The organism is Pseudomonas sp. WSY_20 (assembly GCF_043104335.1).
GTDB lineage: Bacteria > Pseudomonadota > Gammaproteobacteria > Pseudomonadales > Pseudomonadaceae > Aquipseudomonas > Aquipseudomonas parafulva_B.
The window spans coordinates 38664-52236 of the sequence record NZ_JBICKP010000038.1 but is presented as its reverse complement, the minus strand read 5'-3'; the positions used below and the strand labels follow the sequence as shown (position 1 = coordinate 52236).

Here is a 13573-nt window from a genome sequence, read left to right as displayed (position 1 = left end):
GGTGACTACATGTTCGGGTAGTTGGGCCCGCCAGCGCCTTCGGGCGTGACCCAGGTGATGTTCTGGGCCGGGTCCTTGATGTCGCACGTCTTGCAGTGCACGCAGTTCTGCGCGTTGATCTGGAAACGCTTGCTGCCATCTTCCTGAGTGACTACTTCGTAGACGCCTGCCGGGCAATAACGCTGAGCAGGTTCGTCATACAGCGGCAGGTTGCTGGCGATCGGAATGGTCGGGTCGGCCAGCTTCAGGTGGCAGGGCTGCTCTTCTTCATGGTTGGTGCTGGACAGGAACACCGAGCTGAGCTTGTCGAAGCTGAGCTTGCCGTCGGGCTTGGGGTATTCGATCTTTTGCGAGTCCGCGGCCAGCTTCAGGCAGGCATAGTCAGGCTTGGTGTCGCGCAGCGTGAAGGGCAGCTTGCCGGCGAACCAGTTCTGGTCGATGTAGTTGAACGCAGCACCCAGCAACGGGCCGAACTTGTGCATGGCCGGGCCGAAGTTGCGGCTGGCGAACAGCTCTTCATGCAGCCAGCTGGCCTTGAAGGCGCTGACATAGCCGTCTAGCTGGTCACCGCCCTCACTGCCGGCGATCAGGGCGTCAGCGACGGCCTCCGCAGCGAGCATGCCCGACTTCATGGCCGTATGGCTGCCCTTGATCTTGGCAACGTTCATGGTACCCAGGTCGCAACCGATCAGGGCGCCGCCCTTGAATACCATCTTGGGCAGCGAGTTGATGCCGCCCTTGGCCAGCGCGCGCGCACCGTAGCTGATGCGTTTGCCGCCTTCGAGGTACTGGCTGATCACCGGGTGGTGCTTCAGGCGCTGGAACTCGTCGAAGGGCGACAGGTAGGGGTTGGCATAGGACAGGTCGACGATCAGCCCGACGACCACCTGGTTGTTCTCCAGATGGTAGAGGAACGAGCCACCGGTGTTGTCCTTGGCCATGACGTCCAGCGGCCAACCGGCGGTATGCACCACCAGGCCTTGCTGGTGTTTGGCTGGGTCGATTTCCCACAGTTCCTTGAGCCCGATACCGTAGTGCTGCACGTCCGAATCGCTGTCCAGTTTGAAGCGCTTGATCAGTTGCTTGCCGATGTGGCCACGGCAGCCTTCGGCGAACAAGGTGTATTTGGCGCGCAATTCCATGCCTGGCGTGTACAAGCCTTCCTTGGGCTGGCCTTCGCGATCGACCCCCAGGTCGCCCGTGACGATGCCGCGTACGACGCCGTCTTCGTCGAACAGCGCTTCCTGGGCTGCGAAACCTGGGTAGATCTCGACACCCAGGTTCTCGGCCTGCTGGGCCAGCCAGCGGCACAGGTTGCCCAGCGAGATGATGTAATTGCCCTGGTTGTGCATGGTCTTGGGCACGAACAGGTCAGGTACCTTGGTGGCGCTGCCGGCATCCTTGAGCACGTAGATGTCGTCACGCTTGACCTCGGTGTTCAGCGGCGCGCCCAGCGCCTTCCAGTCCGGGAACAGCTCGTTCAGGGCGCGTGGCTCGAACACGGCGCCGGAGAGAATATGGGCACCGACTTCGGAGCCTTTTTCCACCACGCAGACGCTGATTTCGCTACCGGCTTCGGCGGCCTTCTGCTTCAGGCGGCAGGCGGCGGACAGGCCCGCCGGGCCGGCGCCGACGATGACCACGTCGAATTCCATGTATTCGCGTTCCACAGGTTCTCTCCTACTCATCAAGGCTCATAGCTGTTGCTTTGTCTTATGGGTGCGCGGGCATTCGCAGCGGTGGCCAGGCCACCAGGTTGTAGCTGGGCAAATGACGAACTACACCGTTTTGTCTTGGACGCGCATTATATCTACACCACTTGACCGGTCCAATACAAACGTTTGTTTGAATTTGCCGCAGCCCAGTAAAATCAAAGGAAGGCGGCTGGAAGGTGACCGATTTGCCGTATTGACCGGATGGGGTGATACGGTCAAGATACGAGCGGTTTTACGTTCGCCGTAGGCTTGCAGCCGGGCGCAGGTACACCTCTAAAGACCAGGTGTGGAGCAGGGTTTTCAAGCGTTCAAGCGGTTTGTAGTGAAGTCTACACGCCACGACAGCAAATGACCCGCGTGCATTTTTGCCCCAGGCATGTGCACATCAGTGATGGGTCGGCGAACGCCGGGGCGCACTTGGTTGCGTTCACCATGAAAACTTCGTCTGCGGCTTGTTTCCAGAGGTGCCCTTGTACCCACGCGTATCGCAGGGCCTAGTCCCAGGCGACTATCTATTCACCGGAGAGTAACGAGGAATCCATGAAGGTTCTTGTAGCTGTCAAACGAGTGGTCGACTACAACGTCAAGGTTCGCGTCAAGGCGGACAACTCCGGCGTCGACCTTGCTAACGTCAAGATGTCCATGAACCCCTTCTGCGAAATTGCCGTGGAAGAGGCCGTTCGCCTGAAAGAAAAAGGCGTTGCGACCGAGATCGTCGTCGTATCCGTCGGCCCGACTACCGCCCAGGAGCAGTTGCGTACCGCCCTGGCGCTGGGTGCCGACCGCGCCATCCTGGTCGAAGCAGCCGACGAACTGAACTCCCTGGCTGTGGCCAAGGCGCTCAAGGCCGTGGTCGACAAGGAGCAGCCGCAGCTGGTCATCCTCGGCAAGCAGGCCATCGACAGTGACAACAACCAGACTGGCCAGATGCTCGCCGCACTGACCGGTTACGCCCAGGGCACTTTCGCGTCCAAGGTCGAAGTCGCTGGCGACAAGCTCAACGTCACCCGTGAAATCGACGGCGGCCTGCAAACCGTCGCGCTCAACCTGCCGGCCATCGTCACCACCGACCTGCGCCTGAACGAGCCGCGCTACGCGTCGTTGCCCAACATCATGAAGGCCAAGAAGAAGCCGCTCGAGACCCTGACGCCGGATGCGCTGGGCGTTTCCCTGGCCTCTACCAACAAGACCCTGAAAGTGGAAGCACCCGCTGCCCGTGGCGCTGGCATCAAGGTCAAATCGGTGGCCGAACTGGTCGAGAAGCTGAAGAACGAAGCGAAGGTAATCTAAATGACTATCCTGGTTGTCGCTGAATACGAGAACGGTGCCGTTGCGCCGTCCACCCTCAATACCGTTGCTGCTGCCGCCAAGATTGGTGGTGACGTGCACGTACTGGTCGCCGGTCACAATGTAGGTGCCATTGGCGAATCCGCCGCCAAGATCGCCGGCGTGGCCAAGGTTCTGGTCGCCGATAATGCCGCTTACGCCCATGCGCTGCCCGAGAACGTTGCGCCGTTGATCGTCGAGCTTGCCCAGGGCTACAGCCACGTGCTGGCCCCGGCCACCACCAATGGCAAGAACACCCTGCCGCGCGTTGCAGCGCTGCTGGACGTCGATCAGATCTCCGAAATCATCTCGGTCGAATCTGCCGACACCTTCAAGCGCCCGATCTACGCGGGTAACGCCATCGCTACCGTGCAGTCGAGCGCCAGCGTGAAGGTCATCACCGTGCGCACGACCGGCTTTGATGCCGTGGCTGCCGAGGGTGGCGCCGCCGCTGTCGAGGCGGTGGGTGCTGCCCATGATGCTGGCATCTCGGCGTTCGTTTCCGAAGAGCTGGCCAAGTCCGATCGCCCTGAGCTGACCGCTGCCAAAATCGTCGTTTCCGGCGGGCGCGGCATGGGTAACGGCGATAACTTCAGCCACCTGTACAGCCTGGCCGACAAACTGGGTGCCGCTGTTGGCGCTTCCCGTGCAGCGGTCGATGCGGGCTTCGTGCCCAACGACATGCAGGTCGGCCAGACCGGCAAGATCGTCGCTCCGCAGTTGTACATCGCCGTCGGTATCTCGGGCGCCATCCAGCACCTGGCCGGTATGAAGGATTCCAAGGTGATCGTGGCGATCAACAAGGACGAAGAAGCACCGATCTTCCAGGTTGCCGACTACGGCCTGGTTGCCGACCTGTTCGAAGCCGTGCCGGAGCTGGAAAAGCTGGTCTGATCCGCTGGCTTCACTTATAAAGAACCCGGCCCTCTTGTTGAGGGCCGGGTTTTTTTTATGGTCGAGGAGTATGGGATGAGGTTGGGTGCAACGGGCAGGACGCTGGCCTGCATGACAGTTCTGGTATCGCCACTGGCGATGGCGGCAGGCAAGTGCGAACGCCTGGTGGCCACCGGCAGCCCCGACGCGCCGCCCTATTCGTGGCAGGATCCTAAAGACCCTAAGCACCTGATTGGCGCCAACGTCGACTTGCTGCGCCAAGTCGCGGGCGAGCTGGGTATCAAGGTGGAAGTGCTCAATGCCGGCCGGCGCGATCAGGCCCTTGAGGAGGTGCGCAGCGGGCGCATGGATCTGCTGCTCGATGCGCCGTTGCAAGTTGAGCAATTGACATCGCTGGACTACATCCACCCGCCGTTGCAACTCAATGAGTATCTGGTATGGACGCGGCACGATGCCGAGTTGACCTTCGATGGCCCAGCCGACCTTGCGCGGTATCGGGGAAGTCTTTCGGAGCGAGCGCGGTTGACCCCCGCGTTCACCGCGTTTGCCAAAGACCAGTTGAAACCGGTGATGGCGCAGAATCTGACCCAGGCCTTTCAGAAGTTGGTACTCGGCCAAGTAGACTACGTGCTAGCCGGTCGTTACTCGGGCATGGCCATGGTCCAGAGCCTGGGCATGAACGATGCCCTGATTGCCCGCGGCCTACCCGTCGATCGACCCGGGCTTTACGTGGCGCTGTCCCATGACTCGGCGTGCAACGACAGTTGGCTGCGTGGGCATTTGGCGGAAAAACTGACAGAATTGCCCATCTCCGGTACGTCCGATGCTGTGCTGCAGACCAATCTCGAGCGCTGGAAGGCGCAATTGCAGGTGCAGGGCGACGCCCCCAAACACTAGGAAGATCGCGTGAAAACCCAACCTTTGATCCTTGCCATGGCCGTGCTTGCCCTGGCTGGCTGCGCCAACGACCCTGTCCCGGATGAGCAGATGCGCCTCTCCGAACAGGCCCTGGAACAAGCAAAAGCGGTTGGTGCTACCGACCAGGTCGAAGCGTTCAAGCTGGCCGAAGACAAACTGGGACGTGCTCGTACAAACATGCTCACACAGGATTTTCGCGACGCTCGCATGCGCGCCGAACAGGCTGAGCTCGATGCTCGGCTGGCCGAGGCACAAGTGTTGAACCAAAAGAGCGATGAGCAGTTGCAACTGCTGCAATCGAGGATTAAGCGCCTGCGCAAACAATTGGAGGTGCAGCCATGATGGCGCGTGGTTCTTTCACGGTACTGACGTTGCTGGCCCTTGCAGCAGGCCTGACCGGTTGCGCCAGCCAGCGCAGCACGGCCGCGCTGGATCAAGCCGCTGCCAGCTTCCAGAAGGTCAAGGACGACTCGGATGTGCTGCGCAGCGCGCCGCGTGATGTGATTCGCGCCGGCGAGTCGCTGGCGCGCGCCGAGCGTTTGTCCAGCTACATGGGTACCGGTGCCGATGTACGCCATTACGCCTACCTCAGTCAACGCTATAGCGAAATTGCCAGTGAGCACGCCAAGCTTGCGCTGAATCAGGAACGCCAGGCCAAGCTCGACTTGGAACGCCAACGGCTGCAATTGGCGCTGCGCGAGGCCAAGCTGGCCAGCGTGCAGCAACAGGGCAAATGGGTCGAGTCGCAGATCGTCGCACTGGCGTCGGAGCAGCCCGACCGTGGCTTGGTCATGACGCTGGGTGACGTACTGTTCGATACCGGCAGCGCCGATCTCAAGAACTCGGCCAGCCGGACGGTGCTCAAGCTTGTGCAGTTCCTCCAGCTCAACCCCCGCCGCATAGTGCGCATCGAAGGTTATACCGACAGCACTGGCACGCCTGAAGAGAATCTCAAGCTGTCCCGCGACCGGGCGCAGGCCGTGGCCGATATGCTGGCCGACCTGGGCATCGATGAAAAACGGATGCAAGTCGAGGGCTATGGCGACCAATACCCGGTTGAGGTCAACGCCTCGGAGCGGGGTAGGGCGCAGAATCGACGGGTCGAGATCGTGTTCTCCGACGACAAGGGCAAGCTCGCGCCAGCACGCTGATGGGTGGGTGTCAGGCCCGGGCAATGGGTCATGCTGGCCGTCGAAATGGGCAGTGCATGGCAGCCGTTGCCCCTGCGCGTGAATGACTTTTGGGCGCTTGCCACCTGCCGGATAGGCTCATGACTAGCATGCCCGCACACCGTTTAAGTGCCGGTGCTGCAAATCGCTTCCAAGCACGTGTACCGTTGACTATTCTGTCATCTGTCCCAGTACACTTTGCAACTGTTCCGGTATCCTGAACCGCAGTGAGCGACACAAGAATAATGAGCCTGTCCGCGCGTCGAGATCCAGCCATGACCAACCTGCTGTTATACCAGCGTATCGCCCAGCAACTGGCCGAAGACATCCGGCGCGGTGTCTACCAGCCAGGCGAACGGGTGCCTTCGGTGCGCAAGATGAGTGCACAGCTCAATGTCAGCCATGCCACCGTCCTGCAAGCGTATGCAAACCTGGAGGACCAGGGGTTGATTCGCGCGCGTCCCCAGTCTGGCTACTATGTGCACCAGACCCCGGCGCTAACGGCGCCCACGCCGGACATCGCGCGCGTGGAGCGCCCCGGTCTGGTGACCCGGGCCAGCATCATCCAGCAGGTGCTGACCGAGGCGCGCCGCGATGGCGTATTCGCCTTCGGCGCGGCCGTGCCACATGTCGACTATCTGCCCGTGCGAGCCTTGCACCAGCAACTGGCCAAGGTGACACGCTTTCACAGCCCGCGCGCCTTCAGCTACATGTTCAGCCCAGGCTTCGAGCCCCTGCGTCGGCAGATCGCCATTCGCATGCGCGACGCCGGCGTGCTGGTCGACCCACAGGAGGTGATCGTCACCCATGGCTGTGTCGATGCGTTGCAGATGTCGCTGCGTGTGCTCACCAAGCCCGGCGACCTGATCGCGGCCGAGTCGCCGACCTACTACGGTCTTCTGCAATTGGCGGACTTGCTCGGGTTGAAAGTGATCGAGATCCCCAGCGACCCCTCGACCGGCATCAGTCTCGAGGCCTTGCAATTGGCCGCCAACCAATGGTCCATCAAGGCGTTGGTGTTGACCGCGCGGTTGAGCAACCCGCTAGGAGGGACCGTTCCCGAAGAGCGGCAAAAGCAGTTGCTGCGCCTGGCATCGGACTACGACATCCAGATCGTCGAAGATGACATCTATGGCGAGTTGATGTTCGAGCAGGGCAAGACCAAGGCTTTGAAAGCGTTCGATCGTCTGGACAGGGTCATCTACTGCTCAAGCTTCTCCAAGACGCTCTCGCCTGGCGTGCGAGTGGGCTGGATGATTGCCGGCCGCTACCAGGACGAGATCCAGCGCTTGCAGACCTTCACCACCCATTCGGCGTGCAGCGTGACCCAGATGGCGGTAGCGGCTTACCTGGAAAACGGTGGTTATGATCGCCATCTTCGCTTCATTCGCCAGGAGTACCGCAAGAACCTCAGTGCGTATCAGTTGGCGGTGCAGCAGCACTTCCCGGAGGGCACTCAGATGACGCGCCCAACGGGCGGCTTCATTCTGTGGGTGAGCTTGCCTGGCCGGGTCAATACCCAGGAGCTGCACGTGCGGGCGCTGGAGCAGGGGATCAGCATCGCGCCGGGGCTGATTTTCAGCAACACCGAACAGTTCAACCACTGTATCCGCCTGAACTGCGGGATTCCATGGAACAAGGAGGCCGAGCGCGCAGTCATCACCTTGGGACTACTGGCACAACAATTGTGCAGAGAGCCTGCAACCCCGCTTTTGTGAGGCTTGCCAGGCGGCTGCGGAACAGGGAGCATACGCATTTTCCATGGAGTTCTGTCCATTTGCCATGAACGCACTGCGCCGGTATCTGATGGTCTTGTGTCTGCTGCCCGTGGTTCTGCCGGGCAGCCCAGCCCAGGCTGCCCAGCCAGCAAGCCAGGCACAGTCCGGTACAGATAAAGCGCAAGTCAAACCCAAGGCACAGCAAAGTGCTCGCAAGGCAGTCAGCAAGCGCGCTAAATCGACGCACAAAAAGGTCAGCAAGCAAGTGGCCAAGCCATTGCCCAAAGCCAACCTCGACCTGAGCTTGCCGACCGAGCTGGTGGATAACCTGCAGCCGAATGTGGGTGAGCCATCGCCCATCAAGAAGCGCAAGCCCTTGCTGCCGCCGTTGTTCGTTGAAAAGGCCGAAGCCGACAGTCCATTTCAACTCAACGGCCGCTTGATCAGCAACGAAATGCAATTGCAGCTTCGCAACGACAGCCGCCGGGATGTCGAAGGCGCCGCCATCGATTTCGAGTACCGTCAGTGAGCGGGGACTGACCGGCCAGTCAGTGGATTTTCATCTGGGTGGCAATTTCAAACGTCTGTTTGAGCGGTTACTATCCGTGTGTGCCGCCCTATCCCGTTCTCTGGAGCCCTGAGTCACTTGAATGCCATGAAATGCCGCGAAGGCTGCGGCGCCTGTTGCATCGCGCCATCCATCACCTCAGCCATGCCACTGATGCCCGAGGGCAAGCCGGCAGGGGTGAGGTGTCTGCACCTTACCCCTGCGAACCTGTGCGACCTGTTCGGCAAACCCGAGCGGCCGGCGGTCTGTGGCGGTTTCAAGGCCGATCCCGAGGTGTGCGGCGCTGACAATGAAGAGGCGATCAGGATTCTGGGCTGGTGGGAGCGGGTAACGGCGGCGTGACAGGCTGGATCTTCGACAACAAGGATAAACATGATGAGATCGTTCAAGCGTATTGCGCTGCTGTGTGGCGTCAGTGTTCTGTTTGCACCTGTTGCCTTGGCTGAAAACTGGCAGGTGGCCAAGGACGAGGAGGGCATCAAGGTCTCTCTCAGTGAAGTGCCGGGCTCCAAGTACAAGGCTTACCGAGGCGTGACCGTCATCAAGGCGCCGCTGGCCAAGGTTCAGGCGTTGCAGGAGGATGTGGCCGGGGCTTGTGCCTGGATTCACGAGTGCAAGTTGCAGAAACTGCTCAAGCATGAGGGTGACCAGAGCTGGACCTACACCCAGTTCAATACACCCTGGCCTGTGACACCACGCGACTCCGTGCTGCGTGTAACCACGGTCAAGAGTGCCGATGGCAGCCTTACGCGCAACCTCGTCGAAGAGCCTGCCTACGTGCCCGAGGAGAAGGGCTTCGTGCGGGTGGCGAAGGTGGACGGTTTCTGGAAGCTGGTGCCCAAGGGTGACAGCACGGAGGTCACGTACCAGGTGCATACCGAGCCAGGCGGCAGTGTGCCGGCGATGGTTGCCAACAAGTTCGTGGTGGAAGCGCCGTTCAATACGCTCAAGGCGCTTCGGGCGCGCGCTGAGAAAAACTGACGTTTCTCTGCTGGATGGGTGAAGGGCCGCCTGTCACAAGAGGCGGTCAGCACTGGGCCAACCAAAAAAGGCTGCCCGAGGGCAGCCTTTTGGCATTGGGCGTTGAACGCTTACTTGCGGTCGCTCAGTGCCACGATGTCGCGCTTCGCCTCGCCGGTGTACAGCTGGCGCGGGCGGCCGATCTTGTACGGGCTGGAGAGCATTTCTTTCCAGTGCGAAATCCAGCCTACGGTGCGCGCCAGGGCAAAGATCACGGTGAACATGCTGGTCGGAATGCCGATGGCCTTCAGGATGATGCCCGAGTAGAAGTCGACGTTCGGGTACAGCGAGCGCTCGATGAAGTAAGGATCGGTCAGGGCGATCTCTTCCAGGCGCATGGCCAGTTCGAGCTGCGGGTCGTTCTTGATGCCCAGCTCGCGCAGGACTTCGTCGCAGGTCTGCTTCATCACGGTGGCGCGCGGGTCGCGGTTCTTGTAGACGCGATGGCCGAAGCCCATGAGCTTGAACGGATCGTTCTTGTCCTTGGCCTTGGCGATGAAGGTGTCGATGTTGGACACATCGCCAATCTCATCGAGCATGGTCAGTACCGCTTCGTTGGCACCGCCGTGGGCCGGGCCCCAGAGTGCCGCGATGCCGGCAGCGATGCAGGCGAACGGGTTGGCACCCGACGAACCTGCCAGGCGCACGGTGGAGGTGGAGGCGTTCTGCTCGTGGTCGGCGTGGAGGATGAAGATCCGGTCCATTGCCTTGGCCAGCACCGGGCTGATCGGTTTGATCTCGCACGGGGTGTTGAACATCATGTGCAGGAAGTTTTCCGCATACGACAGGTCGTTGCGCGGGTACATCATGGGCTGCCCCATGGAATACTTGTACACCATCGCGGCCAGGGTCGGCATCTTTGCGACCAGGCGCACCGCGGAAATTTCGCGGTGTTGCGGGTTATTGATGTCCAGGGAGTCGTGGTAGAAGGCCGACAGGGCGCCGACCACACCGCACATCACCGCCATCGGGTGAGCGTCGCGGCGGAAGCCGTTGAAGAACGTCTTGAGCTGTTCGTGAACCATGGTGTGGTTCTTGACGGTGCTGACGAACTGGGCTTTCTGCTCGGCATTGGGGAGTTCGCCGTTGAGCAGCAGGTAGCAGGTCTCGAGGTAGTCGGACTGTTCGGCCAGTTGTTCGATGGGATAGCCGCGATGCAGCAGGATACCCTTGTCGCCGTCGATGTAGGTGATCTTCGACTCGCACGAGGCCGTTGCCATGAAACCAGGGTCGAAGGTGAAGTGACCAGTGGCCCCCAACCCGCGGACGTCGATTACATCAGGACCAACCGTGCCGGTTAAAATGGGCAGCTCGACGGGGGCAGTGCCCTCGATGACCAACTGCGCTTTTTTGTCAGCCATGTGGCCTCCTATTAATGCTTGAAATCATCAGACAGACCCCCCACGCAGGGCCCGCACCACTATAGAGGGATAAATTCAGATGTCAATTTGCCTAAAGGCTTGTTGAATCAGCTGTTCAAGCCTGATTTTTCCCGAAATTCTCGCCCATTTACGCCTTTTCCTCCTTAAAGGCAATGCGCTATTCGGGCTACCCCCTCACGTTGTCATGAGCAGCCTAACTGTCTATACTCGGCACCCGACCGCCAGGGGCTTGCAAGCCCGACCTGCTGGGGGTCGCCGTTCCCTGGGTGGTGGGTACCTGACCAGTACACTTACCAACAACTTTGCCCTGATTCGCTAGGGGCTCTTCAGTGTGAAAAAAGCCGTGAAAAGCCAACGACCTGTAAACCTAGACCTAAGGACCATCAAGCTTCCTGTCACCGCGTACACGTCCATCCTGCACCGTATCTCCGGCGTCATTCTGTTCATCGGCCTTGCCATCATGCTGTATGCACTGGGCAAGTCGCTGGGTTCGGAGGAAGGCTTCGGTGAAGTGAAGGCGTGTCTGACCAGCCCGCTGGCCAAGTTTGTGACCTGGGGCCTGTTGTCCGCCCTGCTTTATCACCTCGTGGCAGGTGTTCGTCACCTGATCATGGACATGGGTGTCGGCGAGACGCTGGAAGGCGGCAAGCTGGGCTCGAAAATCGTGATCGTCATCTCCGTGGTGCTGATCGTTCTGGTGGGAGTTTGGGTATGGTAACCAACGTCACGAACCTGTCGCGTTCGGGCCTCTATGACTGGATGGCGCAGCGCGTCTCGGCGGTCGTTCTCGCGGCTTACTTCATCTTCCTGATCGGCTACGTGGTCGCCCACCCAGGCATCGACTATGCCCAGTGGCATGCCCTGTTCTCCAACAACGCGATGCGGATCTTCAGTCTGCTGGCCCTCGTTGCCCTCGGCGCTCACGCCTGGGTTGGCATGTGGACCATTGCTACCGACTACCTGACGCCTATGTCGTTCGGCAAGTCGGCAACTGCGATTCGTTTCCTGTTCCAGGCGGTATGCGGCGTTGCGATGTTCGCTTACTTCGTCTGGGGTGTGCAGATTCTCTGGGGTATCTGATCCATGGCTAGCATTCCAACCATTTCTTTCGACGCCATCATCATCGGTGGCGGCGGCGCCGGCATGCGCGCAGCGCTGCAGCTGGCCCAGGGCGGTCACAAGACTGCCGTGGTCACCAAGGTCTTCCCGACCCGTTCGCACACCGTATCCGCCCAGGGCGGCATCACCTGCGCCATCGCTTCGGCCGACCCGAACGACGACTGGCGCTGGCACATGTACGATACCGTCAAGGGCTCGGACTACATCGGTGACCAGGACGCTATCGAATACATGTGCCAGGAAGGCCCGGCTGCGGTCTTCGAATTGGACCACATGGGCCTGCCGTTCTCGCGTACCGAAACCGGCCGTATCTACCAGCGCCCGTTCGGCGGCCAGTCCAAGGACTTCGGTAAAGGTGGCCAGGCTGCCCGTACCTGTGCCGCTTCCGACCGTACCGGTCACGCGCTGCTGCACACCCTGTACCAGGGCAACCTGAAAGCCGGTACCACCTTCCTCAACGAGTACTATGCCGTTGACCTGGTGAAGAACCAGGAAGGCGCCTTCGTCGGCGTGATCGCGATCTGCATCGAAACCGGCGAAACCATGTACATCAAGTCCAAGGCCACCGTTCTGGCCACTGGCGGTGCTGGCCGTATCTACGCCTCCACCACCAACGCCCTGATCAACACCGGTGACGGCATCGGCATGGCCCTGCGCGCCGGTGTTCCGGTGCAGGACATCGAGATGTGGCAGTTCCACCCGACCGGTATCGCCGGCGCCGGTGTACTGGTCACCGAGGGATGCCGCGGTGAGGGTGGTTACCTGATCAACGCCCACGGCGAGCGCTTCATGGAGCGCTACGCACCAAACGCCAAAGACCTGGCCGGCCGCGACGTGGTTGCCCGTTCCATGGTCAAGGAAATCATCGCTGGCAACGGCGTGGGCCCGAACAAGGACCACGTACTGCTGAAGCTGGATCACCTGGGCGAGGAAGTGCTGCACAGCCGTCTGCCAGGCATCTGCGAACTGTCCAAGACCTTCGCCCACGTTGACCCTGTCGTTGCGCCAGTGCCGGTCGTTCCGACCTGCCACTACATGATGGGTGGCGTTGCCACCAACATTCATGGCCAGGCCATCACCATGGACGAAGAAGGCAATGATCACATCATTCCTGGCCTGTTCGCCGTAGGTGAAGTGGCGTGCGTATCGGTTCACGGTGCAAACCGCCTGGGCGGCAACTCGCTGCTCGACCTGGTGGTATTCGGCCGTGCTGCCGGCCTGCACCTGGAGAAGGCGCTGAGCGACGGCATCGAGCACCTCGACGCCAGCGACACCGACATCGACGTTGCCCTGAATCGCCTGAACAAGCTCAACGAGCGCTCCACCGGCGAAGACGTAGCCAGCCTCAAGCGCGAATTGCAGAGCTGCATGCAGAACTACTTTGGTGTGTTCCGTACCGGCGAGTACATGCTCAAGGGTATCGAGCAACTGGCTGGCCTGCGTGAACGTATTGCCAACGTCAAGATCAACGACAAGTCCCAGGCCTTCAACACCGCGCGTATCGAAGCGCTGGAGCTGCAGAACCTGCTGGAAGTTGCCGAAGCTACCGCCATCGCGGCCGAAGCCCGTAAAGAGTCGCGCGGCGCTCACGCCCGTGAAGACTTCGAAGACCGTGACGACGAGAACTGGCTGTGCCACACCCTGTACTACCCGGGTGTCAAGCGCGTTGCCAAGCGTGGCGTCAACTTTGCGCCGAAGACCGTGCCGGCCTTCGAACCAAAAATCCGGACCTACTAAGGGTGGC

At 60.7% G+C, this 13573-nt stretch carries 14 protein-coding genes; 12 read left to right on the top strand and 2 right to left on the bottom strand.

Features of this window, described 5'->3' with window-relative positions; genetic code table 11:
- Positions 1-5 precede the first annotated feature (5 nt).
- Positions 6-1670, bottom strand: coding sequence for an electron transfer flavoprotein-ubiquinone oxidoreductase (locus ACF8E5_RS10745; protein WP_058602654.1), 1665 nt, complete (start codon positions 1668-1670; stop codon positions 6-8).
- A 585-nt stretch (positions 1671-2255) separates the two neighbouring features.
- Here ACF8E5_RS10745 and ACF8E5_RS10740 point away from each other — a divergent pair.
- From ACF8E5_RS10740 to ACF8E5_RS10700, 9 genes are all read left to right on the top strand, one after another.
- A complete protein-coding gene (locus tag ACF8E5_RS10740) occupies positions 2256-3005 on the top strand; it encodes an electron transfer flavoprotein subunit beta/FixA family protein (RefSeq protein WP_023533596.1) in 750 nt (249 codons plus the stop codon).
- A complete protein-coding gene (locus tag ACF8E5_RS10735; RefSeq protein ID WP_058602655.1) occupies positions 3006-3935 on the top strand; it encodes an electron transfer flavoprotein subunit alpha/FixB family protein in 930 nt (309 codons plus the stop codon).
- A 75-nt stretch (positions 3936-4010) separates the two neighbouring features.
- Positions 4011-4832, top strand: coding sequence for an ABC transporter substrate-binding protein (locus tag ACF8E5_RS10730; RefSeq protein ID WP_058639748.1), 822 nt, complete (start codon positions 4011-4013; stop codon positions 4830-4832).
- 9 nt (positions 4833-4841) lie between these two features.
- Positions 4842-5195, top strand: coding sequence for a DUF4398 domain-containing protein (locus ACF8E5_RS10725; RefSeq protein ID WP_058639747.1), 354 nt, complete (start codon positions 4842-4844; stop codon positions 5193-5195).
- Positions 5195-6004, top strand: coding sequence for an OmpA family protein (locus tag ACF8E5_RS10720; RefSeq protein WP_153008582.1), 810 nt, complete (start codon positions 5195-5197; stop codon positions 6002-6004). The genes ACF8E5_RS10725 and ACF8E5_RS10720 overlap by 1 nt, the downstream gene beginning before the upstream one ends.
- 293 nt (positions 6005-6297) lie before the next feature.
- Complete coding sequence (locus tag ACF8E5_RS10715; protein WP_058602659.1) at positions 6298-7740, top strand: PLP-dependent aminotransferase family protein; 1443 nt, start codon at positions 6298-6300, stop codon at positions 7738-7740.
- A 64-nt stretch (positions 7741-7804) separates the two neighbouring features.
- Positions 7805-8269 (top strand): hypothetical protein, encoded by a 465-nt coding sequence (locus ACF8E5_RS10710; RefSeq protein ID WP_326384107.1) that lies wholly within the window; start codon positions 7805-7807, stop codon positions 8267-8269.
- A gap of 126 nt (positions 8270-8395) precedes the next feature.
- Entirely contained in the window at positions 8396-8650 is a 255-nt protein-coding gene (locus tag ACF8E5_RS10705; protein ID WP_027916297.1) for a YkgJ family cysteine cluster protein, read from the top strand.
- A 33-nt stretch (positions 8651-8683) separates the two neighbouring features.
- A complete protein-coding gene (locus ACF8E5_RS10700) occupies positions 8684-9289 on the top strand; it encodes an START domain-containing protein (RefSeq protein WP_058602662.1) in 606 nt (201 codons plus the stop codon).
- 110 nt (positions 9290-9399) lie between these two features.
- Here the strand turns inward: ACF8E5_RS10700 and gltA are convergent, their stop codons facing one another.
- Positions 9400-10689, bottom strand: coding sequence for a citrate synthase (gene gltA / locus ACF8E5_RS10695; RefSeq protein WP_058639744.1), 1290 nt, complete (start codon positions 10687-10689; stop codon positions 9400-9402).
- Between the two features lie 352 nt (positions 10690-11041).
- On the opposite strand from gltA, the gene sdhC reads away from it, so the two are divergent.
- Genes sdhC through sdhA form a run of 3 tightly spaced genes read left to right on the top strand, consistent with a single transcriptional unit; the run spans position 11042 to position 13566 of the window.
- Positions 11042-11428, top strand: coding sequence for a succinate dehydrogenase, cytochrome b556 subunit (sdhC, locus tag ACF8E5_RS10690; RefSeq protein WP_088523617.1), 387 nt, complete (start codon positions 11042-11044; stop codon positions 11426-11428).
- Positions 11422-11790, top strand: a complete 369-nt coding sequence (gene sdhD / locus ACF8E5_RS10685) for a succinate dehydrogenase, hydrophobic membrane anchor protein (protein WP_023533603.1) — start codon at positions 11422-11424, stop codon at positions 11788-11790. Before sdhC ends, sdhD begins: the two co-directional genes overlap by 7 nt.
- Positions 11791-11793: 3 nt before the next feature.
- Positions 11794-13566: a succinate dehydrogenase flavoprotein subunit gene (gene sdhA, locus ACF8E5_RS10680; protein WP_058602663.1), complete on the top strand. Its 1773-nt coding sequence runs from the start codon at positions 11794-11796 to the stop codon at positions 13564-13566.
- Positions 13567-13573 lie beyond the last annotated feature (7 nt).